The sequence below is a fragment of the Marinobacter sp. genome (assembly GCF_052094685.1).
Taxonomy (GTDB): Bacteria; Pseudomonadota; Gammaproteobacteria; order Pseudomonadales; family Oleiphilaceae; genus Marinobacter.
Genome location: NZ_JBQDKB010000053.1, coordinates 1 through 25,015, shown reverse-complemented (window position 1 = coordinate 25,015; position 25,015 = coordinate 1). Strand labels below are relative to the sequence as shown.

Genomic DNA, 25,015 nt, shown 5'->3' with positions numbered 1-25,015 from the left:
CGCCGTGCCCGATAGTGATTGGGCGCTCGGCGTTCAAACTCTTGAATAGTGTCGGTATACTCTTCTGCCGCTCCGGCTTCTGACTAGAGTTGGTCAGGCCGTAGACAAACGACAGATCACGCCGGAATATAACAGTATTCAGGGAACCGTTCAATCCTGCTCGTATCGCCAGTTATACCACCCATTAAAGGAACCTTATGTCCCGCAAAACTGCTACCGGAAAGCCCGCCAAAGCTCGGGTTAGAAAGCCGGCGCCTCGCCCGGCACGCAGGGTGGAGGCCCGGCAGGCTAGTGTCGGGCAAGATGCGGTTCAGCGCGGTGCTGTAAAGAAAGTGCCAGAAAGAGGTCCGAAAAGTGTGTCGCAAGGCGTTCTGTGGGTAACGGTGGACGAGGATAATCACGGGCAACGGCTGGATAACTTTTTGCTGGCTCAGCTCCGTGGGGTGCCCAGAAGCATTATTTACCGCATCGTTCGCAAAGGTGAGGTGCGGGTTAACAAGGGGCGGGTGAAACCAGATACGCGGCTGACAACAGGCGACCAAGTGCGCATTCCGCCGGTTATCCGTAAGGAAAAGGCACCCCAGGCTGCTCCAGGTAGCCGTGTGCAGGGTGTGGTGGAAGCGGCTGTGGTATTTGAAAATGATCAAATGCTGGTTGTGAATAAGCCATCGGGTATTGCGGTGCACGGTGGCAGTGGTCTGAGTTTTGGTCTGATTGAAGTGCTGCGTTCGGCTCGGCCGGAGGCGCGTTTTCTTGAGTTGGTGCATCGCTTAGACAGAGATACATCCGGGCTGGTGATGGTTGCTAAGAAGCGGTCGGCACTTCGCTACCTACAGGAGGAGCTCCGGCAAAGACGCATTCGTAAGCAGTACCATGCCTTGGTGGCGGGGGACTGGCCAGATAAGCTTGGCCGTATTGATGAGCCGTTGCTGCGTTACGAAATGTCTAATGGTGAGCGCAGGGTCCGGGTAGATGAAGCCGGCAAAGCCTCGCTTACAACCTTTCGGTGCCTTGCGCGCTATAAAGGATACAGTTTGGTAGAGGCTTCGCCGGTTACGGGTCGAACCCATCAGATCCGTGTGCACAGTGTTTGTGCCGGTCACCCCATAGCCGGAGATGATAAGTATATGGATGATGTAAGCCTTAAGGCCTTTCGGTCTGTTGGCGGGCAGCGCTTAATGCTGCACGCCCGAGCGTTGGAGCTAGCCTTGCCGGTCAGCGGGGAGGCCGTTCGGTTTGAGGCGCCTTATGACGATGTGTTTGATCACGTGCTGAGCAGGCTTGAAGTGCGTGCAGCGGGAGCAGGTTAATGGAAGTTAAAATTGTTATTTTTGATTGGGACGGAACTCTGGTGGATTCCGTAGACCATATTGCAGACAGTCTGCATCAGGCTGCTGCAGACTTAGGATATCCAGCGCTAGAGAGGGCGGCCTACCGTGACATTATCGGTTTGGGTATGGTTGAGGCGCTGGAAAGGCTATATCCCGGAATCAGTCACGATGAAATGACGACCATCCGGGAGGGCTACGCTAATTACTTCTTTCGTAAAGTAACAACGCCGCAGAACCTTTTTGAGGGTATGGCGGATGTAGTGGCCGATCTCCAGGGCGCTGGTCGTGGGTGTTCTGTGGCTACCGGTAAAAGTCGCAAGGGGCTTGAGCCAGCGCTTGTTTCCAGTGGGCTCGGGGCGCATTTTGATATTACGCGTTGTGCTGACGAAACTCGGTCCAAACCGGATCCTCGTATGCTCGAAGAGATTCTTCATTTTTACGGAGTTGAGGCTTCCGAGGCCGTTATGATCGGCGATACTCGTTATGATCTGGAAATGGCTCAGCGTATTGGTATGCCGTCGATTGGCGTTGAGTGGGGTGTGCACAAGCGTGATGTGCTTGGGGAGTATGCTCCGCACGCCATTGTTGATTCTGTGCCAGATCTCCGCAGTGTGCTCGGGCTATAAATAGGTCCGGATGGGTTTAATTTTAACAGGGTAAGTACATGAGTGAATGGGATTCCGATAAGACTCCAGAATGGGGTGATAAGCCTGCAGAGCCGCGCGCGGGGCGAAATCAGCCACAGGTTCCGCCTGAATCGGGCCGAGACTGGAAGTTGATAGAAAAGCTGGTTATGTCTCTGCAGTCTGAGCAGCGTCGCAGTCGGCGCTGGGGTATTTTCTTCAAAATTCTCACATTTGCGTACCTGTTTGCTTTATTGGCTATTGTTTGGTCACCGTTCGATGGCGGCCTGGAAGCCGCGACCGGCAAGCACACGGCCTTGGTTGAAATAAACGGACCAATCTCTGTCGATGAGCTTGCCAGTGCAGATAACATTGTCGGCTCCCTGCGCGAGGCGTTTAAAGAGGAAAATGCGGTTGCGGTTATTTTGCGCATCAACAGCCCGGGTGGCAGTCCGGTTCAATCCGGCTATGTCTACGACGAGATTAAGCGTTTAAGGGAGGAGTACTCAGAAAAGAAAGTGTATGCAGTGATCTCGGATATTGGCGCCTCCGGCGCCTACTATATTGCGGCTGCGGCCGATGAGATCTATGCCAATCGGGCCAGTCTTGTGGGTTCTATCGGGGTTGTGGCCGGTGGCTTCGGATTTACGGGAGTTATGGATAAGCTGGGCGTCGAGCGCCGGCTATATACAGCCGGCGACAACAAAGCCTTCCTGGATCCGTTCTCGCCTGAGCAAGAGCAGGAAGTGGTGTTCTGGCAAAGTGTGCTCGAAAATACCCATCAGCAGTTTATAGAGGCGGTAAAGAAAGGTCGTGGAGATCGCCTTGCTGACGATGAGCGCCTGTTCAGTGGTCTGGTGTGGAGTGGCGAGAAGGCACTGGAGTTGGGTCTTATTGATGGTCTGGGCAGCACCTCCTATGTTGCTAGGCAGATCATCGGCCAGGAAGATTTGGTTGATTACAGCCGGCGAAAAGGCCCGCTGCTCGATTTTGTTGACCAGCTTGGTCTGTCTTTTGGTCAGGGTGTTGCCAGCCAATTGGTAGAGTCGCGCTTAGAGTTACGATAATTGGGCGGCTGCAAATATCGTTAAGGTTCTAATAGAGGGTTTCTGCCCCAGGTTGTCAGCATGTTGTTGAGGGCAATCAGGGGCAGGCCAATCAGGCTGTTCGGGTCTCGGCCCTGCAATTCTCGGAACAGTGTGATGCCTAGTCCTTCCATTTTGAAGCTGCCGGCGCAGTCGTAGGGCTCTTCTTTACGTAGGTACGCCTCGATTTCGCCGGCGGTCAGCTCCCGGAAATGAACGGTAAAGTGTTCACAGCAAGATTGCAGTTTTCCGGAATCAACATCAAGGAGAGCGAGTCCGGTCAGAAAGCTAATGCTCTGGCCGCTGCTTCGTTCCAGTTGTTGGTGGGCCCTTGAGTAGGTTTCGGGTTTGCTTAGCAGGGTGCCATCAGGCAGCGCGGCCACTTGATCGGAGCCGATAATCCAATGCCCTGGGTGAGCGGCTGCCAGAGATTTGGCTTTAGTTTTCGCCAAACGCACTGCCAGAGCCTCGGGAGCTTCTCCTGGGGCAGGTGATTCATTTATATCTGGGCTTGCGCAGGAGAACGGCAGCCCAAGTCTTGCTAGGAGCTCCCGGCGGTATGGAGATGATGAGGCCAGTAGCAAGTGTTGTTGAGGCATGGGGGTTATCCTTTGAGAATTTTCGCCATTTTCTGTGCGCGTATCGTAGAATACACCTATGGAAACCGGAACCCCCGGCCAAAACCCTACGAAGTCTTTGACAGAAGCGAGCTTCGCCCCTAGAATTGCGCGCCTATGTCAAATGCGTCTAGTGCCGAATTACCGAAAATAGTCGACCCCTACAAGTTGGCGGAGCACAACAGCGTACTGGAGGGAGAAATTCCTATCAGTGCATTGTCTCGTTTCCGCGAAACTGTTTTGGGATTTGAAGAGGGCGCTGTATGCCGTGTTAAGTTGTCCTTTTATAAGGACGACCAGCGCCGCCGCATCGTCTCAGGCGAGCTGGAGGCTCCGGTAAACTTGGAGTGTCAGCGCTGTATGGGATCCATGGGGTCTGTGCTGACTTCTCAGTTTATACTGGGGCTGGTAACCAGTGATGAGCAGGCGCAGCGGTTGCCTAAAGATCTTGAACCGTATCTGACTGATGATTTCAGTGCGGATCTCTGGTCGATGGCGGAGGACGAGTTACTGCTGGTTTTGGCTCCGTATCCGCTTCACGATCGCGCCGAATGCCCGGCTAATGACGATCTGGAAGCCTACGAGCGAGACGGACCTTCTGCCCAGCCGGAGAAGAAAACAGGCGATAACCCGTTCAGCGTGCTGGCGGGGCTCAAGAATACGAAGCATTAATTCAGGCGTGGGTGTCCTTAAGGAAGCCGGCGCAATCAAATGAACACACGTTACTTGTAACGATATTCATGCAAAGTTTACGTTAACAGGTCAGGAGTAGAACCATGGCTGTACAGAAGAACCGTAAGACCCGTTCCAAGCGTGGCATGCGCCGTGCCCACGATGCTTTGAGCCCTGTAGCTCTGAGCACTGATTCAACCACTGGCGAAGTTCATCGTCGTCATCACGTGTCTCCGGACGGGTTCTATCGTGGCAAGCAGGTAATTGAAGCTAGCGACGAGTAATCTCGTTGTATAGCCGCACCAACCTCAGTCGATTGGACGAACGGTGAAACCGGTCACCATAGCGATTGACGCCATGAGTGGCGATCGGGGCCCAGCAGTGGTAGTTGCGGCGGCCCTCGAAGCGGTGCGTGAAAACAAAGCCTTGAGTTTTATTCTGGTGGGAATCCGGAGTGAACTTGAGGCTTTTTTGCGTGATGGGCACCCGAAAATCCGTGTTGTGGAAGCCGCGGACGTTGTCCGTATGAATGAGCGGCCATCCCACGCACTGCGCCACAAGAAAAATTCCTCCATGGCTATCGCTTTGGCCTTGGTTCGTGATGGCGAGGCTCAGGGGTGTGTGAGTGCGGGTAATACTGGTGCCCTGATGGCATTTGGTCGTTCTTTTATCCGTATGTATCCCGGTATAGAGCGCCCTGCAATTGCTAAGCTGATTCCCTCGCTGCGAGGGCGGTGTCATGTTCTGGATCTTGGCGCCAATGTGGACTCCAGCGCGGAAAATCTTTATCAGTATGCTCTGATGGGTTCGCTCATGGCCTCGGCAATCTGCGGTCAAGGCGAGCCGCGGGTTGCTTTGCTGAACGTTGGTGAAGAAGAGATAAAGGGCAATGAGCAAGTTCGCCTGGCCTCTCACATGCTCGCCCAGTGCGATTCCATTAACTATATCGGTTATGTTGAAGGCAGTGACCTTTTTCGCGACGTTGCGGATGTAGTCGTGTGCGACGGCTTTGTGGGTAATATTGCGCTGAAAACCGGCGAAGGAGTGGCCGGTTTGCTGATTGAGCTCATGGAACAGGCTTTTACGCGCGGGCTTTATGGGCGCTTTGTTGGCATTCTTGCCCGTCCTATTATCGGCCGGCTCCTTCGGTTGATGGATCCCTCCCGTCATAATGGTGCCAGCCTTCTTGGCCTTCAGGGTGTGGTTATAAAAAGCCATGGCAACGCCAATGAGCGCGCTATGCTGTCAGCTATCCGCCAGGCAGTTCGTGAGGTTGAGCTAGAAGTGCCACGGCGCATCAACGAACGCCTTGACGATCTGATGCTTTGATCGCCTGAGCCTGAAGTTGGTTTCGGTTATGCGGCTTGCTCGCGCTAAAACCGTCCAGCTTGTACTATTGGCTAATCTCCTGAAACTCCCAATGACGATAAGATCCCGCTTATGAAATCAGCCTTTATATTTCCCGGACAGGGTTCCCAATCGGTTGGCATGCTTTCCGCTGCTGCCGAGTCTTGGCCCATGATTAATAAAACCTTCGCTGAAGCTTCTAACGTGCTTGGCTACGATCTTTGGCATCTTTGCCAGAAAGGCCCAGCAGAAGAGCTTAATCAAACCATGGTTACCCAGCCGGCCATGCTGACCGCAAGCATAGCGCTCTGGCGGCAATGGTTTGTTGCAGGAGGCCCCAGGCCAGACTTTCTGGCGGGCCACAGCCTGGGCGAGTACAGCGCATTGGTGGCTGCTGAAAGCCTCGATTTTGTGGAGGCCGTTAAGTTAGTACGCCTGCGTGGGGAATTGATGCAGGAAGCCGTTCCCGCTGGTGAAGGCAAAATGGCGGCTATTCTTGGTTTGGAAGATGCCGATGTTGTCGCCGCCTGTGAAGAGGCGGCCAATGGTGATGTTGTAGCTGCTGTGAACTTCAATGCGCCGGGTCAGGTGGTTATTGCAGGTTCGGTTGCCGCTGTGGATCGGGCTATTGAGGCCTGTAAGGCAAAAGGCGCCCGTAAAGCCATGCCACTGCCGGTTAGCGTTCCTTCCCACTGTGCGCTGATGAAGGGTGCGGCAGAGGAGTTAGCGGAGGCATTGGATGACGTTCGCTTTAGCGATGCCGTTATTCCCGTTATACAGAATGTTAACGCTGCAGCAGAGTCAGATTCGGCTACACTGAAAGCTAATCTACTCAAGCAGCTTTATTCGCCTGTACTGTGGGCGGATTCGGTTCGCACTCTGGTTAAAAGTGATGTCAGCGTAGCCCTGGAATGTGGCACTGGCAAAGTGCTGGCAGGACTGGCCAAGCGAATTGACAAAGGGCTTGCCGTTCATGGGACGGAAGACTCGCAAGCACTGACCGCTGCACTTGCGGCATTTGAATCGTCTTGAAGAAAGGGAGTTGTGCATGTCTCTGGAAGGCAAAACAGCGCTGGTAACCGGTGCTACCCGGGGAATTGGAAAATCGATCGCTCTAGCACTTGCAGAGCAGGGTGCAGAGGTGGTGGGCACGGCCACTACTGCCGAGGGGGCCGCGACCATTACGGATAACCTCCAGGCTGCAGGTGTTAAGGGTTACGGCATTGTGATGAACGTTGCTGACCCCGAGAGTATTGATGTGGGCTTAAAAGAGATAGCCGAAAAATCCGGTGCGCCTCTGATTCTGGTCAATAATGCAGGTATTACCCGTGATAATCTGCTGATGCGGCTAAAAGATGACGACTGGGCGTCGGTGCTCGAAACCAACCTCTCAAGCGTGTACCGTACCAGTAAAGCTGTTTTACGTGGCATGGCAAAAGCACGTTGGGGGCGCGTTATTAACGTAAGCTCCGTGGTCGCCGGTATGGGTAATGCTGGGCAGGCTAATTATTGTGCTGCAAAGGCTGGTGTAGAGGGTTTCACCCGCAGCTTGGCGAAGGAAATGTCGAATCGCGGCATCACAGCGAACTGTGTTGCGCCCGGATTTATCGACACAGATATGACGAAAAAACTGGACGACAAGCAGCGTGAAGCTATGCTGGAAATTATACCCGCAGGTCGTCTAGGGCAGCCGGAAGAAGTAGCAGCTCTAGTTGCTTTTCTGGCATCGGATGTTGCCGGTTATGTGACTGGAGAGACCATTCACGTGAACGGCGGTATGTACATGGGATAAGCTTCGGTTTCGGAGCTCGTGCGCAACCCCTTGTCGCACAACATGTTTAACCGGATCCCTGCTTGTTTGCAGGTGGGGTTTACTCTAAACTGGCAGCACTTGAGTTGCTTGGTTGATACACAAAGTGAGGACATTATGAGTACAGTTGAAGAGCGCGTTAAGAAGATCGTTTGTGAACAGTTGGGCGTTAAAGAGTCCGAGGTTCAGAACTCATCTTCTTTTGTAGAGGATCTTGGCGCTGACTCACTGGACACCGTTGAGCTGGTCATGGCACTGGAAGAGGAATTTGAGACTGAGATTCCTGATGAAGAAGCCGAGAAGCTAGGCAGTGTTCAGGACGCGATCGACTATATTGTCGCGCATACCTGATACTCTGCAGTTAAGCTAGCCAGGCAAAAGCCGTCCTTGTCATTCAGTGAAGGACGGCTTTTTTATTGCCTGAGAATGGGCCTTTATGGCTTCATTCAAGATAACCGATAAGATGAAAAAGATCAGGTGAACAAGGTTATGAGTAAACGACGGGTTGTTATCACTGGTATGGGAATGTTGTCTCCGCTGGGAAACGATGTCGCGTCTTCCTGGGAGGGTATCCTGGCCGGCCGTAGCGGGATTGGTCTGATTGAACGCTTCGATGCCTCCGAATACAACACCCGGATTGGTGGTGCGATCAAAGATCTCGATCTGGAGTCTTACCTTTCTAACAAAGAAGCCAGAAAGCTGGATGCGTTTATTCACTACGGTCTGATTGCGGCTCAGCAGGCGGTAGACCACAGTGGCCTTGCGGAATACGACGATCTGGATCGCGAACGAGCGGGTATCGCCATCGGATCCGGTATTGGTGGGCTGGAGTACATCGAAAAAAGCGTGCTCACCATGGAGAAATCTGGTCCACGCAAAGTGTCACCATTCTTTGTTCCAGCGTCGGTGATTAACATGATCTCCGGTAACGCCGCTATTCGGTTTGGTTATCAGGGGCCGAACATTGCCATAGTGACAGCCTGCACCACAGGTACTCACAATATTGGATACGCTGCCCGCACGATTGCATACGGCGATGCAGACGTAATGCTTGCTGGTGGCTCTGAAATGGCAACAACGCGCACGGGAATGGCTGCGTTTTCCTCTGCCCGAGCCTTGTCCACCCGCAATGACGAACCAGAGAAAGCCAGCCGTCCTTGGGATAAAGACAGGGATGGGTTTGTGCTCAGTGACGGCGCCGGCGTGATGCTGCTGGAAGAGTTGGAGCATGCCAGAAAACGCGGTGCCACTATCTATGGCGAACTGGTCGGCTTTGGTATGAGTGATGATGCCCACCATATTACGGCGCCACCTGCAGACGGGGAGGGCGCAGCACGTTCTATGATTAACGCGCTACGAGACGCAGGGTTGCAGCCGGAAGACGTTGATTACATCAATGCTCATGGCACCTCCACGCAAGTGGGCGATGTCGCAGAAATTGCGGCTGTTAAGCGTGTGTTTGGTGATCACGCGAGTCAATTGGCCATGAGTAGCACCAAATCTATGACTGGGCACCTGTTGGGCGCAGCAGGTGCAGTTGAGGCCATCTTTTCATTGCTTGCTATACGAGATGGCGTACTGCCGCCCACCATTAATCTTGATAATCCCGATGAAGGCTGCGACCTGGATCTGGTTCCTAATAACTGTCGCAAGACAGATGTGCGCGTTGCTTTGTCTAACTCATTTGGCTTTGGCGGAACTAACGGCACGTTGATTATCCGTCGTTACGAAGGCTGAGGCGCTATGTTCAACCTTTGCTGGGCTGATGAAGGTGGCCTGCCGGCCGGCGATCGGGGAGTGGCATACGGTGATGGCCTGTTCGAGACCATAAGCATGCGTGGCAACAGGGGTGTTCTCCTGGCTCGCCACCTTGACCGTATGGTTCGCGATGCAGGCAGGCTGGGCATTCCTGTTGCCCTTACCGATCTTCGCAAAGCATGCACCGCAGCGGTTAATCGTTACGCAGACCGTTATACGAGTCAGCAGGCCGATGGTAGCTGGGTGCTCAAGTTAACTCTCACCCGAGGGGAGGGTGGTCGCGGCTACCAGCCGGGACTTGGAATTCGACCAAACCTTATGGTGTCTGCCAGTGCCATGCCATCAACACCGGTTGCGTCTGGAGTTGCTGCCGATTTTTCCCGTGTCCCGCTCACGGTGAACCCTCTTCTGGCGGGCATTAAATCACTCAATCGGCTGGAACAGGTTATGGCCGCCAGAGAGATTGAGGGCAATCTGTTTGAAGTCATCATGTCAGACAGTGCTGGCAACTTGGTTGAGGGAACCCGTACAAATTTACTTCTCAAAACGCCCGAGGGTTGGGTAACACCGCCGGCGAAGAGCCTTGCTGTGGCTGGCATATTGCGCCAATGGATGCTGGAAAGGCTAAGAGCTAGGGGTGAAGTAGTTGTGGAGCGTACTGTGAGTATCGCGGATGTTATGGGCCCGCACAGCCTTGGGCTCTTTCTTCTTAACAGTGTTATAGGTGCTGTTCCGGTTGGTGTTCTTGCAGGCCAGGATTTGCCTGTAGATGATGGACTTGCGACAATCTTCAATCCTTTCGAGCTGCTGGAATAATTCGTTTGTTTAAGAAACTTTTGGTTGCGGTTGTTTGTACCGTCGTGTTGGTTGGTGCGGGCACTGGTTTGTGGGTTTGGCAAGGGCTGGGCTCTCTCTCAAAGCCGGTTGTTATGGTCGAGCCGGTGCTATTTGATGTGTCTTCTGGTACTGCATTCAGTAGTGTTGCCAAGCAATTGGAAGCCCGTGGGTTGGTGGAAAAAAACTTGTGGGTGCGTGTTTACGGTCGTTTGTTTCCCGACCAAACCAGAATCAAAGCGGGGCAGTATGAATTCACCGACGGTATGACCGCTGAAGCCATGCTTGCAAAGATGGTTGAAGGTGACACCAAACACTGGTCTGTGCAGTTTATTGAAGGTTGGACTTTCAGCGACATGCGCGCTGCCCTTGCGTTAACAGAGCGTCTTGAGAAGCTCACTTCCCAGTGGTCGGATGCGCAAATTATGGAGGCGGTTGGTGCGGAAGGTGAGCACCCGGAAGGACGATTTTTCCCAGACACCTATCTGTTCACAAGTAACGAGTCAGATCTCGATCTTCTTCGGCGCTCATTCCAGCGAATGGAAAATGTACTCGCCGAAGAGTGGGAGAACCGGGAAGAAGGTTTGCCATACGATAGCGCCTATGAGGCGCTGATAATGGCCTCTATTGTTGAGCGCGAAACCGGTGCCCCTCATGAGCGGGAGCAGGTGGCTGGCGTATTTGTTCGGCGCTTGCAAAAACCCATGCGTTTGCAGACCGACCCTACCGTAATTTACGGCATGGGTGAGAAGTATAAAGGTCGCATAGGTAGCCGGGATCTGCGTACTCACACGCCGTACAACACCTACCGTATTGACGGGCTGCCGCCTACACCTATTGCTTTGCCTGGCCGTGAAGCCATCCATGCTTCGTTGCACCCCGGTTCTGGAAAAGCTCTCTACTTTGTGGCTCGCGGTGATGGCACTCATAAGTTTTCCAATACGCTGGCAGAGCACCAGAAGGCCGTTCGCGCTTTTCAGCTGAATCGCCGGTCGGATTACCGATCATCACCGGCAGGTAAGGATGATAAAAAATGATCGTTCGTGGCCGGTTTATTACCTTTGAGGGTACTGAGGGCGTGGGTAAATCTACCCAGATTGCCAATGCTGCTGACACCCTAAAAAACCTAGGTGTTGATTGCATGGTTACCCGTGAGCCCGGTGGCACACCTATGGCTGAGGCGATTCGTGAGCTGCTTCTGGCACCACGAGATGAGTCGGTAAATGAACTCACTGAGCTGCTCCTCATGTTTGCAGCCCGGGCACAACACCTTCATACATATATTCTTCCCGCCCTTGAAAAGGGGCAGTGGGTGCTGTGTGATCGCTTTACCGATGCAACGTTTGCCTACCAAGGTGGAGGCCGCGGCGTTCCAAGTGAGCAGATCGCGTTGCTGGAAAACTTGGTGCAGGGTGACGTGCGGCCCGATCATGTGGTTTTGTTGGACGCACCCGTCGAAACCGGTATGGCTCGGGCAAAACAGCGGGGGGAATTGGACCGATTTGAACAAGAAACCGTGTCTTTTTTCCAGCGCATTCGCGACACATATTTGGCTCGCGCGGCGATTGAGCCCGCTCGTTACAATATCGTTGATGCATCGGCTTCGCTGGAGCAGGTAAGCGCCAGAATCAGCGAACTTATGTGCAAGTTCCAGTCAGATCTGCTTTAATCGAGTTATATTCTCAATTAAAGGTTCCGGTTGCGTCTATGCTGGATGCCCGATTACTCAAACTACCAACTGCCTCTCACCAGCATCGCCATGAGCATCACCAAATAGTGGTTGGTGTTCACGGCGAAGCGGATTTGAGTGTTGACGGAACTGGCTCTCACTTAGATACGTGGAAAGCTTGCCTTGTGCCTACGGAAGCTCGGCACGATTACTGTGGCGATCACCAGAATCATGTTTTGGTCATCAATGTAGACCCTTCAAACCCAGCTATTTCTACCCCAGCCCACGCAGATTACGAACGTATGGTGCGAGTGTTCGAAAGGCCCCGTACCATCCAAATGGATAGCCGCTTACAAGGATTGGTTCAGTTTGCAGCAGGCGAGTTCGACCGGTCGCCCGATAACCACGCAATGCACGGCCATCTGGCGGCCAGTATTCTGTATTGCATGGCCGATCGAATGATTAGCCAAAAGGCCGTCACCTCCAATCGACACAATCTCAGCCCGGCTGCAATGCAGCGCTATATCAGGGCCAACCTGCACCGGAAACTTACAGTGCAGGAGTTAGCCAGTGAGGCCTGCTTAAGTGTCAGCAGGTTTCATGAAGTGTTCCGCGAGGTGGTTGGAACCACCCCTCACCAGTTTCTTTTACAGACTCGTCTTAACCAGGCCATCACTCTTTTGGTCTCGACGCCCCTTTCAGTATCGGAAATCAGTTACAGGGTCGGTTTTTCCTCCCAGAGTGCATTGACCAATGCATTGCGCAAACACAAGGGAACTACCCCTGCTAGACTGCAAATTAGTGATAACGTTGCCTGACTTTAAGTGACAAAAGCTCAGTCCCGTAGAATTCCGTAAAAGAATCGTAGGATTTTGTAAGCGGGGTATACGTAGTGATACTAGTCTTGTCGTGTTAAATTTCAGCCTACCAACTTGGTTGCAGTTTCGGTCGCAAATTGTGGATACTTAACTATAGTTAAGGTCGGGCGATGCGTTACCTTGCTCAAGTTCGGAAGGAATTCAAGTAAACAAGAAGAATGACACAGTAGGCTGGCATGCGTTGTCAGGCCTGTGCTTTGAGAGCGGATATAATCCGACTCATTAAACCGGAGGAGTTCCATGGCTATTGGTGTTTGGATTAGTCTATTTGCTTATTTTGCGGTGATGATTGGCATCGGCATTTTTGCGATGCGCACATCTACCTCTTCATCCGAAGATTACATGCTTGGCGGTAGGGGGCTCAGTCCAAAGGTAGCCGCTTTGTCTGCTGGCGCTTCAGACATGAGCGGGTGGTTGCTTCTGGGTCTTCCTGGGGCGATGTATGTGTCAGGTCTTGCTTCGGCGTGGATCGGCATTGGTCTGTTTGTGGGTGCGTTTATTAACTGGGTTATTGTTGCTCCCAGGCTGCGGTCTCAAACCGTTCATTACGGTAACGCCCTAACTATCCCGGCCTTCTTGGCGAACCGGTTTCCTACTCAGGCATTACCGCTGCGAACTGTGTCAGCCATCGTTATCGTGGTGTTTTTCGCGGTTTACACGGCGTCAGGCCTGGTAGCGGGTGGTAAGCTGTTTGAAAGTGCATTTGCGGGAATTTTCAACTTCGGTGGTTTGGGTGACTACGGCGTAGGTATCGTCATAACACTGGGCGTGGTGCTGGCCTACACAGTGGTTGGCGGGTTCTTGGCTGTGAGCATGACCGACTTCGTGCAGGGTTGCATTATGATGGTTGCGCTGGTGCTTATGCCGGCTGTTGTACTCTTTGGCGAAGGCGGTGGCGGTTTCGCCCAGGCGACAGCAACGCTGAATGAGGTAGATCCCACTCTGCTCTCATGGACGGAAGGACTTACCTTTATTGGATGGCTCTCAGCAGTAACGTGGGGCTTGGGTTACTTTGGTCAGCCGCACATCATTGTTCGCTTCATGGCGATTCGTTCAGTGAAAGAAGTTCCGACTGCTCGTAATATCGGCATGTCTTGGATGGCTATTTCGCTGATCGGCGCCATTGGCTTGGGTATTTTCGGCCGTGCCTACGCAGTGCGTAATGGCATAGAAGTTGACGATCCGGAGACCATCTTTATCATTCTTGCAGATTTGCTGTTCCATCCGTTGATCACAGGCTTCTTGTATGCGGCTCTGCTGGCCGCGGTAATGAGCACTATTTCCAGCCAGCTGCTGGTGGCTTCTTCGTCGCTGACAGAGGACTTTTACCGCTTGTTCCTGCGCAAAGAAGCAGGTGATCGTGAGTGTGTAAACGTTGGCCGTGTATGCGTAGTACTTGTGGGCCTTGTTGCTGCGGTAATCGCCTCTGATCCCACCTCAGATGTTTTGGGCTTGGTCGGTAACGCATGGGCAGGCTTTGGTTCAGCGTTTGGTCCGTTGATCATTCTCGCACTCATGTGGCCGCGCACGAATGGCGCTGGCGCACTGGCAGGCCTGATTGCGGGTGCAGGTACCGCTATGATCTGGGTATCCTTGGGCTGGAACGCTGAGTTCATGGGTGGCCCTGGTGTTTATGAAATCATGCCAGGCTTCGTAGCCTCCTTCATCGCGATCATGGTGGTGAGTCTTGCCACTGGCGATTCAAATGAATACCAGGCAGAGACTGGACAATAACCGATAGCGCGAATGGCGCTTGAGGTAAGAAAGGGGCTCCTACGGGAGCCCCTTTTTTTGTTTGTATCCCGAGCTTGGTACTCGGCTGGAAGAACCTGTGCCGTGCAGCTATCTTTAGAGAGTTACACTTCCAAGTGTGAGCCAAAACAATGATAAAAGGAGCCACTTTATGAGTAAGGATAGAATGCTGAAATGCGCCTCGGGACTATTAGCTGCTGCCGTGGTTTCCCTCTCCACCGGCGTTCAGGCGGAAGGGAATTATGTGATGGGCACAGCCACAACCGGGGGAACCTACTATCCCGTGGGTGTCGCTATTTCAACTCTCATCAAGGTTAAGCTTGAGCCGTCTAGCAATATATCGGTTTCTGCGATCAGTTCCGCCGGTTCGGGTGAGAACTTAAAGCTCATGGACGAAGACCAGATTCAGTTTGGTATTCTGCAGGGGCTCTATGGTGCATACGCTTGGAACGGCACCGGCCCGGTTCCCAAGGCCTACAAAGACTTGCGCTCGGTTTCCATGCTTTGGCAAAACGTAGAGCACTTTGTGGTGACCAAAGATGTTGCAAAAACCGGCACAATTGAAGATATGGCCAACCTTTACGGCGAGAGTTTTTCCATTGGTGCGAGGAATTCAGGCACCGAAGGTTCTGGCCGCTTTATTCTGGGCAAAGTTGGTATCGATCTGGATAAGGTAAATCTGGCTTATCAAGGCTACGGCCCCAGTGCCGATGCTCTTCAGAATGGCAATATTGATGGCATGAACATACCCGCTGGGGTACCTGCTGCCGCGGTAACCCGAGCCTATGCCAATATGGGTGAGGGGATTACCACCCTGAACTTCACACCGGAGCAGGTTGCAGAAGTTAACAGCGATTTCGAACTGTGGACGCCTTACACCATTCCTGCAGGCACCTATCCGAAGCAGGATCAGGATATCAATACCATTGCCCAGCCTAATATCCTGGCAGCCCGTGCAGATGTACCCGAGAAGGACGTTTATGAAATCACAAAAACCATCTACAACAACCTGCCGTTCTTGAACAATATTCACCCAGCAACCAAAGCCATGGCGCTTGAAAAAGCGATTGCAGGCCTGCCTCTGCCGCTTCATCCCGGAGCCGCACGTTTCTACAAGGAGCAGGGGCTTAATATACCTGAGCGACTGATTGCTCAGTAATGGTAACTGGTAACGCAGGCAGCGAGCCGGCCACTGCGGTTCGCGACGAGAGTGCTGCAGAGGCGAGTGAGCGATTGGGTCACCGGCTGATTGGACCGGTGATTTTTTGGCTTGCTATCGTCACCGCCGTTATTCACCTCTATTTCAACACTGTCTCCACGTTGTCGGAGTTGTGGAGCTCTGCTCTGCACTTCGGTCTTTTCGGTCTTATTTGCACGCTTACCACGCCCATGTTCAACGCTCGCTCGGTAGGAGGGCAGCGGATGGTGCTGGGTGTTGATGTGATGCTGGGGCTGACCGCACTAGGCTGTGCGTTTTACTTGATTATCTTCGAAGATGATCTTTATCAGCGTGGGTTTAACTTTGATACCGGTGATTGGATTGTCTCAATTGTTTCGGTGATGCTGATACTGGAGCTGGCCCGGCGAACCGTTGGTTGGTTTATTCCCGTTCTATGTATTGTTGCGCTGACCTATGTGGCTTGGTGGGGGCAGTATGTAGACGGTCTTTTCAATTTCCCAGGACTGTCTTGGGAGACGGTTCTCTATCGCTCTTATATTGGCGGCCAGGGAATGCTGGGGTCTATTGCCAGAATATCATGGACCTACGTGTTCATGTTTATCCTGTTTGGGGCTTTCTTAGTTAAGTCTGGGGCAGGGTACTTTATTATTGAGTTGGCTCGCTGCGCCGCAGGGCGATTCGTTGGCGGCCCAGGATTTGTCGCAGTATTTGCCTCCGGCCTTATGGGTTCGGTTTCAGGTTCTAGCGTTGCAAATACGGTGTCTACCGGCGTTATCACCATTCCACTGATGCGAAAGGCAGGTTTTCCGGCACGCTTTGCTGCAGGTGTTGAAGCGGCTGCCTCCACGGGTGGTCAGTTAATGCCGCCGGTGATGGGGGCGGGGGCGTTTATCATGGCCTCCTATACTCAGGTTTCTTACCTCACCATCATTGGCGTTGCCGCTCTTCCGGCCCTTCTCTATTTCGTCTCGGTAGCTATGTTTGTGCGTATCGAGGCTAAGCGCAGCCATGCCGTTAAGCTGGAAGACGATGCGGCGCCCTCACTCAAGGAAGTTCTCAAGGGCGGCTGGCATTTTTTGTTGCCTTTGATTGTTCTTGTCGCGGCGCTTGTACATGGATTTACGCCCACCTATGCGGCGGGTATTGCGATTCTGTCGGTTGTTGTGGCGTCATGGCTTTCAAAGCATCCTATGGGGCTTCGGGATATTCTCGACGCTCTGGTTATGGGTACGCGAAACATAACGACCACCGCAATATTGCTGATTACGGTTGGCCTGATTGTGATGGTGGTATCCACCACAGGCATTGGCAATACATTCTCTCTGATGATTACCGACTGGGCAGGTGGAAGCTTGCTGATTACGATTCTACTGGTCGCTTTGGCCTCCTTGATTCTGGGGATGGGGCTGCCCGTAACGGCAGCTTATATTGTGCTTGCCACGCTTTCAGCGCCAGCGATATACAACCTGATTGCGCAGAGCCAGTTGGTAGAGTTGATGGTGAATGGCAACCTGCCAGAGCAGGCCAAGGCCATTTTTATGCTGGCCGCGCCCGATAAGCTGTCGTTGCTCGATGCGCCCATGGATGCAGCAACGGCTCAGCAGTTGCTTTCTTTGGTGCCGGATACCTTCAGTAGCCAGCTTCTGGAGCAAGCCTTGTCACCTGCGGCCCTTTCGATGCTTCTGGTGGCTGCCCACATGGTTATCTTCTGGTTATCTCAGGATTCAAACGTTACACCGCCGGTGTGTTTGACCGCTTTTGCTGCCGCCGCCATTGCGGGAACGCCGCAGATGCGTACAGGCTTTACCGCCTGGAAGCTTGCCAAGGGCTTGTACATAGTGCCGCTGCTGTTTGCTTATTCGCCTCTCATTACCGGCGATTTTACTGAAATGATCCGGGTATTCTGTTTTGCCCTGTTTGGTCTCTATGCAATCATTGCAGGCCTTGAAGGCTACCTTGAGCACAAGCTCAATCTTCTGGTGCGGCTGCTTATGTTTCCTATTGGTGCGTTGATGCTTTGGCCACACGGCCATATTTGGGCAGACGGCGCTGGGCTGGTGATTTTTCTTTGTGTTTTGATATGGAGCAGTCGGTGTGGGCGTAGTTTGGATTCGGGTGACCCGGACAGAAAAGCGGAGACTGCGGGCGCTGCATGACGGTGATTGAAGTATTGGTGCTGCTTGCGGTGGGCGGCATTGCAGGCTTTATCAATGTGCTCTCAGCAGGTGGGTCGATGCTCACCCTGCCGCTTCTGATGTTTCTGGGGCTGCCGACGCAGGTTGCCAACGGCACCAACCGGGTAGCAATCATTTTGCAGAGCACAACCGCCGTGGCCAGTTTTAAGCGCCTTGGTCATGGCAATCTTCGGGTGAGTTTGCACCTGGCAGTTCCGGCGGTGCTGGGGGCACTTCTGGGTGCCTGGATAGCAACCTGGGTGGCAGACGCGATATTTGAGTGGGTGCTGATTATCGCCATGATCGGTGCCTCCATATTTATGCTGCTGCCGCAGCCCAAGCTGGACACTAATCCGTTAACACCAGATCGTCTAGGCCCGGTTATTTACATTGCCATGTTTTTGATCGGTGTATACGGTGGGTTTATTCAGGTAGGTGTAGGTGCACTGTTTCTGGTGGTTTTATACCGAATGCTGCGCATCGACCTGCGCCAGGTTAATGTGTTCAAAGTATCGATTATCCTCTTGTACACTTTGCCTGCACTGCTAATTTTCGCGGTAAACGGGCAGGTTCGTTGGGGGGTGGGCCTGGTCTTGGCCCTTGGTAATATCACTGGGGCATTTGTTGCTGTCAGAGTGAACCTGAGTGAGAAGGGTACGCACTGGGTAACGTGGATTACCCTTATAATGGCAAGCGCAATACTGGTCCGGCTTGTGGCCTATTAATCAGACATTGGGGAGAAGTTACGATGAAAGCGATGGTCATCGAGGAGTTTGGCGGCCCCGACGTTTTTGTAGAGCGGGAGGTGAAAGCTCCGGAACCGGTTGCCGGCCAAGTGCGAATCAAAGTAGTTGCTTCCAGCGTTAATCCGATTGAAACCAAGATCCGTTCTGGCCTGGTGAAAGCGGGGCCCGACATGCCAGCAATCTTGAATGGTGACGTCGCGGGTATTGTGGATAAGGTTGGAGCGGGAGTTACCTGTTTTTCCGAAGGCGACGAAGTATTCGGATGCGCCGGTGGTACCAAAGGTTGGCCGGGAGCGTTGGCAGACTTTATGGTCGCAGATGCTCGTTTACTGGCTAAGCGCACCTCGTTGATGACGCTACCGCTGGTTGAGTGTGCGGCGCTACCTCTGGTGTTTCTAACTGCCTGGTCGGCTCTCGTAGAGCGGGCAGAAATTCAGGCCGGTGAGCATGTTCTGATTCATGCCGGAACGGGAGGAGTAGGGCACGTCGCTATTCAAATAGCAAAGTATCTGAGGGCGCGCGTGGCTACCACAGTGTCTACGCCCGAAAAAGCAGAGTTGGCACGGCAACTTGGGGCGGATGATATTGTTTTTTACCGTGAAGAATCGGTTGATGCATACAAACAGCGACTAACCGGCGGGCAAGGTTTCAGTCTGGTGTTTGATACGGTAGGAAGAGAAAACGTGGATCGAGCCATTGAGGCAACAGCCATTTCAGGACGGTTGTGCTCCATCAATACCCGTTCTACTCATGACCTTAGTTTGATGCACGCCAAGGGTCTGACGCTTCATGTGATTTTTCGCTCAATCCCGTTGCTCCACGGTATCGGTATGGATGATCAGCCACGTCTGATATCCGCAATGAGCGAAATGTTGGAGCAGGGAACGATCCGGCCGTTACTGGATTATGAGCGTTTCACCTTTGCCCGGATTGCCGACGCTCACCGTCGCCTCGAATCCGGTCTCGCCGTTGGTAAAATCCTGTTGCAACGATAGGGGGATTTACGGTCATAAAAAAACGCCAGCCTTCCGGCTGGCGTTTTTCGTGGAGCTAAACCTTAAAGGCTAGAGCTTAAGCGATGTTCGCTTCAGCCGCTTTTGTAGTGTAGTTCTCCATTTGGTCGAAATTCAGGTATTTGTAGATCTCCTTCGACATGCTGTTCAGATCCTTGGCGTATTCCATGTACTCTGCCGCAGATGGAAGCTTGCCCAAAATCGCGCCCACAGAAGCCAGTTCTGCGGAGGTCAGGTACACGTTGGCACCATCGCCCAGACGGTTCGGGAAGTTACGAGTAGAGGTAGAAAGAACAGTGCTCTTGGCCGCTACACGTGCCTGGTTACCCATGCACAGTGAACAGCCTGGCATTTCAGTACGCACACCAGCGGTGCCGTAGATGTTGAAGTAGCCTTCTTCCATCAACTGCGCCTGGTCCATCTTGGTTGGCGGAGACATCCAAAGGCGAGTTTTTAGCGGCTCTTTGTTCGCCTCAAGCAGTTTGCCAGCAGCGCGGAAGTGGCCGATGTTGGTCATGCAAGAGCCAATGAACACTTCGTCCACCTTGTCGCCAGCCACTTCGGAAAGGGTCCGGGCATCGTCTGGGTCGTTCGGGCAGCACACGATTGGCTCTTTGATGTCGGCCAGATCGATCTCTACAACATGCGCATACTCGGCGTCTTTATCAGCCCGCATCAGCTTCGGATTGGCAATCCATTCTTCCATTTGCTTGGCGCGACGTTCCAGAGTGCGTGGGTCGCCATAACCTTCGGCAATCATCCAGCGCAGCATGGTGATGTTCGAGCGTAGGTACTCGGCTACTGACTCTTCAGACAGGTTGATAGTACAACCTGCGGCAGAGCGTTCGGCAGAAGCATCTGAAAGCTCAAATGCTTGCTCAGCAGTCAGGTGTTCAAGACCTTCGATCTCCAGAATACGGCCGGAGAATTCGTTAATCTTGCCTTTCTTCTCAACAGTCAGCATGCCTTGCTTGATGCCATACAGCGGAATAGCGTGTACCAGATCGCGTAGGGTGATGCCTGGCTGCATTTCGCCTTTGAAGCGAACCAGTACAGATTCAGGCATGTCCAGTGGCATAACGCCCGTGGCGGCAGCAAAGGCTACCAAACCAGAGCCAGCTGGGAACGAGATACCCATTGGGAAGCGGGTGTGGGAATCGCCACCGGTGCCGACGGTGTCTGGCAGCAGCATACGGTTCAGCCACGAGTGAATGATGCCGTCACCAGGGCGCAGGGAAACACCGCCACGGGTTTTGATGAAATCTGGCATGGTGTGCTGCATTTCAACGTCAACCGGCTTCGGATACGCTGCGGTGTGACAGAAAGACTGCATAACCAGATCAGCCTGGAAGCCCAAGCAAGCCAAATCTTTCAGCTCGTCACGGGTCATTGGGCCAGTGGTGTCCTGGGAGCCCACGGTAGTCATGTGTGGCTCGCAGTAGGTGCCAGGGCGAACGCCTTGGCCTTCTTCCAGGCCGCAGGCCTTGCCGACCATCTTCTGGCCCAGGGAAAAGCCCTTGGTGCCGGCTTCAGGGTCTTTGGGTAGACGGAACAGATCCGTTGCGCCCAGGCCCAGTGCGACACGTGCCTTGGCGGTCAGGCCTCGGCCGATAATCAGCGGAATACGGCCGCCGGCCTGAACTTCGTCCAGAATCACTTCGGATTTGAAACCAAACTCGGAGATGGTTTCTCCGGCTTCGTTCAAGATCTTGCCATCGTATGGGCGGATTTCAATCACGTCGCCCATGTTTAGATCGTCTACGGGGGCTTCGAATACCAGGGCGCCAGCATCTTCCATGGTGTTGAAGAAGATAGGGGCAACTTTGTTGCCGATGCACACACCGCCAGCACGTTTGTTCGGCACGCCAGGAATGTCTTCGCCGAAGAACCATAGCACCGAGTTGGTGGCAGACTTACGCGAAGAGCCAGTACCTACTACGTCGCCTACAAAGACAACGGGCAGGCCCTTGGCCTTGATTTCGTCAATCTGGCTCATTGGGCCGGTTACACCTTGCTCTTCCGGCTTCAGGCCGTCACGTTCCATTTTATAGGCAGCGCGGGCGTGCAGCGGGATGTCTGGGCGGGACCAGGCATCAGGAGCAGGAGACAGGTCATCGGTGTTGGTTTCGCCGGTTACCTTGAAAACCACCATCTTGGTGCTCTCGGCAACCTTGTTCTTATTGGTGAACCACTCGCCGTTGGCCCAGGACTCAACAACGGACTTGGCAATGGCGTTGCCAGCGTCCATTTTATCCTTCACATCGTTGAAGGCATCAAACATCAGCAGGGTGCGCTTGAGTTGCTCACCGGCCAGTTCTGCCAGATTGCTGTCGTCGAGCAGATCCACCAGAGTTTCAATATTATAGCCGCCTTGCATCATGCCCAGCAGTTGTACAGCTTTGGGCTTCTCCAGCAGCGGAGACGTTGCTTCACCTTTAACAATAGCGGTGAGGAAGGCTGCTTTTACATAGGCCGCTTCGTCTACGCCTGGTGGAATGCGGTTTTCCAACAAATCGACCAGAGTATGTTCTTCGCCTGCAGGCGGGTTCTTCAGCAGCTCAACCAGAGCGGCAGTTTGTTCGGCGTTCAGTGGCTTGGGGGGAATATCCAGAGCCGCACGTTCTGCAACGTGTTCACGGTAGGCTTCTAACACGGTTTGGACCCTCATCAGTTGGTATGTCCCGCAGCGTGGCATCATGCCTAGCGGGAGTTTTATGGGAGAAAGACCTTAAGTTGGCGCTGCATTCTATAGGAAAGCACTTATAAAGTTAAGTTGGACAGTGGTCGGAGAGACCTGATAGTGAGTTATAATCGCCCACCCATTGAATTGACGTTGTGCTTACCATGAACCACAAAACAGACTCCATGACTCTGGCGCTGCAAGAGATCCATGACTTTCTACCCTGCGCTACACCACGGCAGTGGATTGATAACGCCCTGGCCAATCAAGATCTGATGCTTATCGATCACGCCCATTGCGAGAAAAAAGCGGCGTCGACGGCGCTGAGCTTAATGTACCGTTACGTAGAGAACACCAATTTGCTTAACAAAATGTCTCGTTTGGCGCGGGAAGAGCTGCGTCACTTTGAACAAGTGCTGGCCATTATTAACAAGCGGGAGATAGCGTATTGTCACCTGACGCCCGCACGGTACGCGGCAGGCCTGCGCAAAGACGTACGCACGGATGATCCAGGCCGGTTGGTGGATGTAATGGTGGTGGGGGCCATCATCGAGGCGCGTTCATGCGAGCGGTTTGCCGCGCTTGTTCCGTTTTTGGATGATGAGTTGGCGGAATTTTACAGCAGCCTGCTCAAGTCAGAGGCGCGTCATTATCGGGATTACCTGGCTCTGGCCGAACAGGCCAACGAAGGGCCCGTAGATGAGCGAGTTGCGGAGTTTTTGGCTATAGAAAAACAGCTTGTTTTGGAGCCAGACAGTGAGTTCCGGTTTCACAGTGGGCCTGTTGCTTGAACGCTAGGCTAGTGCGCGGCACAGGCCAATCCAGGCGTCAATGCCGGCACTCCGGTACTTCTGCTTGTGCAGAATGAAGTAGAATTGCCGTTCAAAGTTCCTGTTTTTTGGTGTGCTCAGTGGCACTAAGCTACCACGCTTGAATGCATCGGCAAGCACGACTTCTGACAGGCAACCTATGCCCAAGTCGGCTTCCACGGCTCGTTTAATCGCTTCGGTGTGTTCCAGCTCAAGCAGTACGTTCAGGTCTGGGAGCAGGCCGTGCATGCCACGTTCGAAGCTTTGCCGGGTTCCGGAACCTTGTTCTCTCATAACCCAAGTCGCGTCTCGCAGATCTGCATCCGAGAGTTCTTTCTTGGCTGCCAGCGGGTGTGTGGGGGAGCAGAAGACCACCAGTTGGTCGCCGCGCCAAGGCAAAACTTCGAGCTCTGAAGATTGCAGCTCACCTTCAATAAGACCGATATCGAGTTCGAAATCTTTGACCCTGCGTGCGATGGTACTGGTATTGGCTACTTCTAGTGATACTCGGGGCTGGGTAGGGGTATTCATGTATTGGGCCATTACGCCAACAGCTAGATAGTTACCTATAGTTAAGGTGGCCCCGACTTTTAAGGCACCTACTTCGGTGTGTTTGCTAAAGGCCTGCTCCAGCTCTGTTGCTTGTGCGAGCACAGCTTCCACTTTGGGGCGATAGAGCCGCCCAAGCTCATTCAGTTGTAGGCGCTTGCCAACACGGTCGAATAATTGAATGTCGAATTGGTTTTCCAGTTCCTTGAGTGCGCTACTAGCAGCAGACTGCGACATAGCCAACGATTCTGCAGCACGGGTAATGTTCTGGAAGTGCGCGGCGGCTAGAAAGACTTCGAGTTGCCTGAAACTGTACTTCATAACAAAGCGCTCTAAATCGACATTATCGAATAAGGTTATGGGAATATCCCATTTCATCGATAGGTTAGTGATGCGGTAGACTCTACGCAATCCATATTTTAAACGTTCGCCGCCGATTCGGACAGGCAAGAGGTTTACATGAGCAACTTGATAAAAGAAACCGTTACCAGCGTACACCACTGGAACGACACCCTGTTCAGTTTCAAGACTAGTCGAGATCCAGGGTTTCGGTTCAAAAATGGCCATTTCGTGATGATTGGCCTGGAAACTGAAGGTAAGCCTTTAATGCGCGCCTACAGTATAGCCAGTGCGAATTATGAAGAGGAGCTGGAGTTCTTTTCTATCAAGGTACAGAACGGCCCGCTGACCTCGCGCCTGCAGAAAATTCAGGTGGGGGATGAGATTCTGGTAAGCCGAAAACCTACCGGAACCCTAATTCTGGACAACCTGCTGCCCGGCAAGAATTTGTGGCTGGTCAGCACTGGCACCGGGCTTGCCCCGTTTATGAGTATTATTAAAGACCCGGAGGTTTACGATGCCTTTGATAAGGTTATCCTCACTCACGGCGTAAGGTATGCCTCTGAACTTGCCTATCAGCAGGAAATTGAAGAGCTACCTGAAAACGAGTTCTTTGGTGAGATGGTTAAGGGCAAACTTGAATACTATCCAACGGTGACCCGTGAGCCTTTTCGTAATGAGGGCAGGCTTACCCACGCCATGCAGAGCGGCAAGATAACCGGTGATTTTGGTTTGCCTGACTTAAATCCTGAGGATGATCGATTCATGATCTGTGGTAGCCCGAGCATGCTTAAGGATACCTGTTCCATTCTCGACAGCATGGGCTTCAAAGAAGCTCGAGGTGGCGACATGGGGCATTACGTGATCGAGCGGGCGTTTGTGGAGAAGTAGAAGGAGAGCTGGCCAGTATCCTGCTGGCTTGCCTCGAATTAGATACGAAACTTGAAACCCGGCTGAAGGCCGGGCACAAGGAGCAGCGAAGCTGTCAAATGGCAAAGCCACCCAGCTTGGTTTCTAGATATTCTTCAATGCCTTCCTGAGCACCCTCCCGACCAAGACCGCTGCTCTTCATGCCCCCAAAGGGAGCTGCTGCGCTGGTTGGGTTAATGTCGTTGATGCCAATAATACCGAAATCCAGAGCTTCAAATG

25 protein-coding genes are annotated in these 25,015 nt (G+C 53.1%); 21 read left to right on the top strand and 4 right to left on the bottom strand.

Features of this window, described 5'->3' with window-relative positions:
• The first annotated feature begins 197 nt into the window (after positions 1-197).
• The 3 genes from rluC to ACTH3S_RS11670 are packed head-to-tail and all read left to right on the top strand — an operon-like array spanning position 198 to position 3,021.
• Positions 198-1,310 carry a 23S rRNA pseudouridine(955/2504/2580) synthase RluC gene (rluC, locus tag ACTH3S_RS11680; RefSeq protein ID WP_441809182.1) on the top strand — a complete coding sequence of 371 codons (1,113 nt, stop codon included), beginning with the start codon at positions 198-200 and terminating at the stop codon, positions 1,308-1,310.
• On the top strand, positions 1,310-1,957 hold the full coding sequence (locus ACTH3S_RS11675; RefSeq protein WP_441809181.1) for an HAD family hydrolase: 648 nt from the start codon (positions 1,310-1,312) through the stop codon (positions 1,955-1,957). The genes rluC and ACTH3S_RS11675 overlap by 1 nt, the downstream gene beginning before the upstream one ends.
• A 38-nt stretch (positions 1,958-1,995) precedes the next feature.
• Positions 1,996-3,021, top strand: a complete 1,026-nt coding sequence (locus ACTH3S_RS11670; protein ID WP_441809180.1) for a S49 family peptidase — start codon at positions 1,996-1,998, stop codon at positions 3,019-3,021.
• A 20-nt stretch (positions 3,022-3,041) separates the two neighbouring features.
• Here ACTH3S_RS11670 and ACTH3S_RS11665 read toward each other — a convergent pair whose 3' ends face one another.
• Entirely contained in the window at positions 3,042-3,638 is a 597-nt protein-coding gene (locus ACTH3S_RS11665; protein ID WP_441809179.1) for a Maf family protein, read from the bottom strand.
• 135 nt (positions 3,639-3,773) lie between these two features.
• Here ACTH3S_RS11665 and ACTH3S_RS11660 point away from each other — a divergent pair, with 135 nt between their 5' ends.
• The 16 genes from ACTH3S_RS11660 (at position 3,774) to ACTH3S_RS11585 (ending at position 19,471) form a co-directional block, all read left to right on the top strand.
• A complete protein-coding gene (locus ACTH3S_RS11660; RefSeq protein WP_441809178.1) occupies positions 3,774-4,328 on the top strand; it encodes a YceD family protein in 555 nt (184 codons plus the stop codon).
• A gap of 104 nt (positions 4,329-4,432) precedes the next feature.
• Positions 4,433-4,612, top strand: a complete 180-nt coding sequence (gene rpmF / locus ACTH3S_RS11655; protein ID WP_072796902.1) for a 50S ribosomal protein L32 — start codon at positions 4,433-4,435, stop codon at positions 4,610-4,612.
• Between the two features lie 43 nt (positions 4,613-4,655).
• Entirely contained in the window at positions 4,656-5,657 is a 1,002-nt protein-coding gene (gene plsX, locus ACTH3S_RS11650) for a phosphate acyltransferase PlsX (protein ID WP_441809177.1), read from the top strand.
• A gap of 111 nt (positions 5,658-5,768) precedes the next feature.
• Positions 5,769-6,707: an ACP S-malonyltransferase gene (fabD, locus tag ACTH3S_RS11645; protein WP_441809176.1), complete on the top strand. Its 939-nt coding sequence runs from the start codon at positions 5,769-5,771 to the stop codon at positions 6,705-6,707.
• 16 nt (positions 6,708-6,723) lie between these two features.
• The gene (fabG, locus tag ACTH3S_RS11640) at positions 6,724-7,467 is read left to right on the top strand and encodes a 3-oxoacyl-ACP reductase FabG (protein ID WP_441809175.1); all 744 of its coding nucleotides are present in this window, start codon (positions 6,724-6,726) and stop codon (positions 7,465-7,467) included.
• 135 nt (positions 7,468-7,602) lie between these two features.
• Positions 7,603-7,836 carry an acyl carrier protein gene (acpP, locus tag ACTH3S_RS11635; protein WP_441809174.1) on the top strand — a complete coding sequence of 78 codons (234 nt, stop codon included), beginning with the start codon at positions 7,603-7,605 and terminating at the stop codon, positions 7,834-7,836.
• Between the two features lie 138 nt (positions 7,837-7,974).
• A complete protein-coding gene (gene fabF, locus ACTH3S_RS11630) occupies positions 7,975-9,222 on the top strand; it encodes a beta-ketoacyl-ACP synthase II (protein WP_441809173.1) in 1,248 nt (415 codons plus the stop codon).
• Between the two features lie 6 nt (positions 9,223-9,228).
• On the top strand, positions 9,229-10,059 hold the full coding sequence (locus ACTH3S_RS11625; protein WP_441809172.1) for an aminotransferase class IV: 831 nt from the start codon (positions 9,229-9,231) through the stop codon (positions 10,057-10,059).
• Positions 10,060-10,064: 5 nt separating this feature from the next.
• Positions 10,065-11,114 carry an endolytic transglycosylase MltG gene (mltG, locus tag ACTH3S_RS11620; RefSeq protein ID WP_441809171.1) on the top strand — a complete coding sequence of 350 codons (1,050 nt, stop codon included), beginning with the start codon at positions 10,065-10,067 and terminating at the stop codon, positions 11,112-11,114.
• Positions 11,111-11,746 (top strand): dTMP kinase, encoded by a 636-nt coding sequence (gene tmk / locus ACTH3S_RS11615; RefSeq protein WP_441809170.1) that lies wholly within the window; start codon positions 11,111-11,113, stop codon positions 11,744-11,746. The genes mltG and tmk overlap by 4 nt, the downstream gene beginning before the upstream one ends.
• Positions 11,747-11,784: 38 nt before the next feature.
• Positions 11,785-12,564 (top strand): AraC family transcriptional regulator, encoded by a 780-nt coding sequence (locus tag ACTH3S_RS11610; RefSeq protein ID WP_441809169.1) that lies wholly within the window; start codon positions 11,785-11,787, stop codon positions 12,562-12,564.
• Between the two features lie 300 nt (positions 12,565-12,864).
• Positions 12,865-14,358: a sodium/proline symporter PutP gene (gene putP / locus ACTH3S_RS11605; protein WP_441809168.1), complete on the top strand. Its 1,494-nt coding sequence runs from the start codon at positions 12,865-12,867 to the stop codon at positions 14,356-14,358.
• 169 nt (positions 14,359-14,527) lie between these two features.
• Entirely contained in the window at positions 14,528-15,535 is a 1,008-nt protein-coding gene (locus ACTH3S_RS11600; protein WP_441809167.1) for a TAXI family TRAP transporter solute-binding subunit, read from the top strand.
• Positions 15,535-17,712: a TRAP transporter permease gene (locus ACTH3S_RS11595; RefSeq protein WP_441809166.1), complete on the top strand. Its 2,178-nt coding sequence runs from the start codon at positions 15,535-15,537 to the stop codon at positions 17,710-17,712. The genes ACTH3S_RS11600 and ACTH3S_RS11595 overlap by 1 nt, the downstream gene beginning before the upstream one ends.
• Positions 17,709-18,455, top strand: coding sequence for a sulfite exporter TauE/SafE family protein (locus tag ACTH3S_RS11590; RefSeq protein ID WP_441809165.1), 747 nt, complete (start codon positions 17,709-17,711; stop codon positions 18,453-18,455). Before ACTH3S_RS11595 ends, ACTH3S_RS11590 begins: the two co-directional genes overlap by 4 nt.
• A gap of 23 nt (positions 18,456-18,478) precedes the next feature.
• Positions 18,479-19,471 carry a zinc-dependent alcohol dehydrogenase family protein gene (locus ACTH3S_RS11585; RefSeq protein ID WP_441809164.1) on the top strand — a complete coding sequence of 331 codons (993 nt, stop codon included), beginning with the start codon at positions 18,479-18,481 and terminating at the stop codon, positions 19,469-19,471.
• A gap of 76 nt (positions 19,472-19,547) precedes the next feature.
• Here the strand turns inward: ACTH3S_RS11585 and acnB are convergent, their stop codons facing one another.
• Positions 19,548-22,142 (bottom strand): bifunctional aconitate hydratase 2/2-methylisocitrate dehydratase, encoded by a 2,595-nt coding sequence (gene acnB / locus ACTH3S_RS11580; RefSeq protein ID WP_441809185.1) that lies wholly within the window; start codon positions 22,140-22,142, stop codon positions 19,548-19,550.
• 212 nt (positions 22,143-22,354) lie between these two features.
• Between acnB and ACTH3S_RS11575 the strand changes: the two genes are divergently transcribed.
• On the top strand, positions 22,355-22,960 hold the full coding sequence (locus ACTH3S_RS11575) for a tRNA-(ms[2]io[6]A)-hydroxylase (RefSeq protein ID WP_441809184.1): 606 nt from the start codon (positions 22,355-22,357) through the stop codon (positions 22,958-22,960).
• A 3-nt stretch (positions 22,961-22,963) separates the two neighbouring features.
• On the opposite strand, the gene ACTH3S_RS11570 is transcribed toward ACTH3S_RS11575, so the two are convergent.
• A complete protein-coding gene (locus tag ACTH3S_RS11570; protein WP_441809163.1) occupies positions 22,964-23,848 on the bottom strand; it encodes a LysR substrate-binding domain-containing protein in 885 nt (294 codons plus the stop codon).
• Between the two features lie 138 nt (positions 23,849-23,986).
• On the opposite strand from ACTH3S_RS11570, the gene ACTH3S_RS11565 reads away from it, so the two are divergent.
• Entirely contained in the window at positions 23,987-24,757 is a 771-nt protein-coding gene (locus tag ACTH3S_RS11565; protein ID WP_441809162.1) for a ferredoxin--NADP reductase, read from the top strand.
• Between the two features lie 94 nt (positions 24,758-24,851).
• On the opposite strand, the gene ACTH3S_RS11560 is transcribed toward ACTH3S_RS11565, so the two are convergent.
• Entirely contained in the window at positions 24,852-25,004 is a 153-nt protein-coding gene (locus ACTH3S_RS11560; protein ID WP_441809183.1) for an aldehyde dehydrogenase family protein, read from the bottom strand.
• Between the last annotated feature and the right edge of the window lie 11 nt (positions 25,005-25,015).

Coding starts and splice junctions, on each gene's coding strand:
- rluC (WP_441809182.1), top strand. CDS start 198: ATGTCCCGCAAAACTGCTACCGGAAAGCCCGCCAAAGCTCGGGTTAGA.
- ACTH3S_RS11675 (WP_441809181.1), top strand. CDS start 1,310: ATGGAAGTTAAAATTGTTATTTTTGATTGGGACGGAACTCTGGTGGAT.
- ACTH3S_RS11670 (WP_441809180.1), top strand. CDS start 1,996: ATGAGTGAATGGGATTCCGATAAGACTCCAGAATGGGGTGATAAGCCT.
- ACTH3S_RS11665 (WP_441809179.1), bottom strand. CDS start 3,638: ATGCCTCAACAACACTTGCTACTGGCCTCATCATCTCCATACCGCCGG.
- ACTH3S_RS11660 (WP_441809178.1), top strand. CDS start 3,774: ATGTCAAATGCGTCTAGTGCCGAATTACCGAAAATAGTCGACCCCTAC.
- rpmF (WP_072796902.1), top strand. CDS start 4,433: ATGGCTGTACAGAAGAACCGTAAGACCCGTTCCAAGCGTGGCATGCGC.
- fabD (WP_441809176.1), top strand. CDS start 5,769: ATGAAATCAGCCTTTATATTTCCCGGACAGGGTTCCCAATCGGTTGGC.
- fabG (WP_441809175.1), top strand. CDS start 6,724: ATGTCTCTGGAAGGCAAAACAGCGCTGGTAACCGGTGCTACCCGGGGA.
- acpP (WP_441809174.1), top strand. CDS start 7,603: ATGAGTACAGTTGAAGAGCGCGTTAAGAAGATCGTTTGTGAACAGTTG.
- fabF (WP_441809173.1), top strand. CDS start 7,975: ATGAGTAAACGACGGGTTGTTATCACTGGTATGGGAATGTTGTCTCCG.
- ACTH3S_RS11625 (WP_441809172.1), top strand. CDS start 9,229: ATGTTCAACCTTTGCTGGGCTGATGAAGGTGGCCTGCCGGCCGGCGAT.
- tmk (WP_441809170.1), top strand. CDS start 11,111: ATGATCGTTCGTGGCCGGTTTATTACCTTTGAGGGTACTGAGGGCGTG.
- ACTH3S_RS11610 (WP_441809169.1), top strand. CDS start 11,785: ATGCTGGATGCCCGATTACTCAAACTACCAACTGCCTCTCACCAGCAT.
- putP (WP_441809168.1), top strand. CDS start 12,865: ATGGCTATTGGTGTTTGGATTAGTCTATTTGCTTATTTTGCGGTGATG.
- ACTH3S_RS11600 (WP_441809167.1), top strand. CDS start 14,528: ATGAGTAAGGATAGAATGCTGAAATGCGCCTCGGGACTATTAGCTGCT.
- ACTH3S_RS11595 (WP_441809166.1), top strand. CDS start 15,535: ATGGTAACTGGTAACGCAGGCAGCGAGCCGGCCACTGCGGTTCGCGAC.
- ACTH3S_RS11590 (WP_441809165.1), top strand. CDS start 17,709: ATGACGGTGATTGAAGTATTGGTGCTGCTTGCGGTGGGCGGCATTGCA.
- ACTH3S_RS11585 (WP_441809164.1), top strand. CDS start 18,479: ATGAAAGCGATGGTCATCGAGGAGTTTGGCGGCCCCGACGTTTTTGTA.
- ACTH3S_RS11575 (WP_441809184.1), top strand. CDS start 22,355: ATGACTCTGGCGCTGCAAGAGATCCATGACTTTCTACCCTGCGCTACA.
- ACTH3S_RS11570 (WP_441809163.1), bottom strand. CDS start 23,848: ATGAAGTACAGTTTCAGGCAACTCGAAGTCTTTCTAGCCGCCGCGCAC.
- ACTH3S_RS11565 (WP_441809162.1), top strand. CDS start 23,987: ATGAGCAACTTGATAAAAGAAACCGTTACCAGCGTACACCACTGGAAC.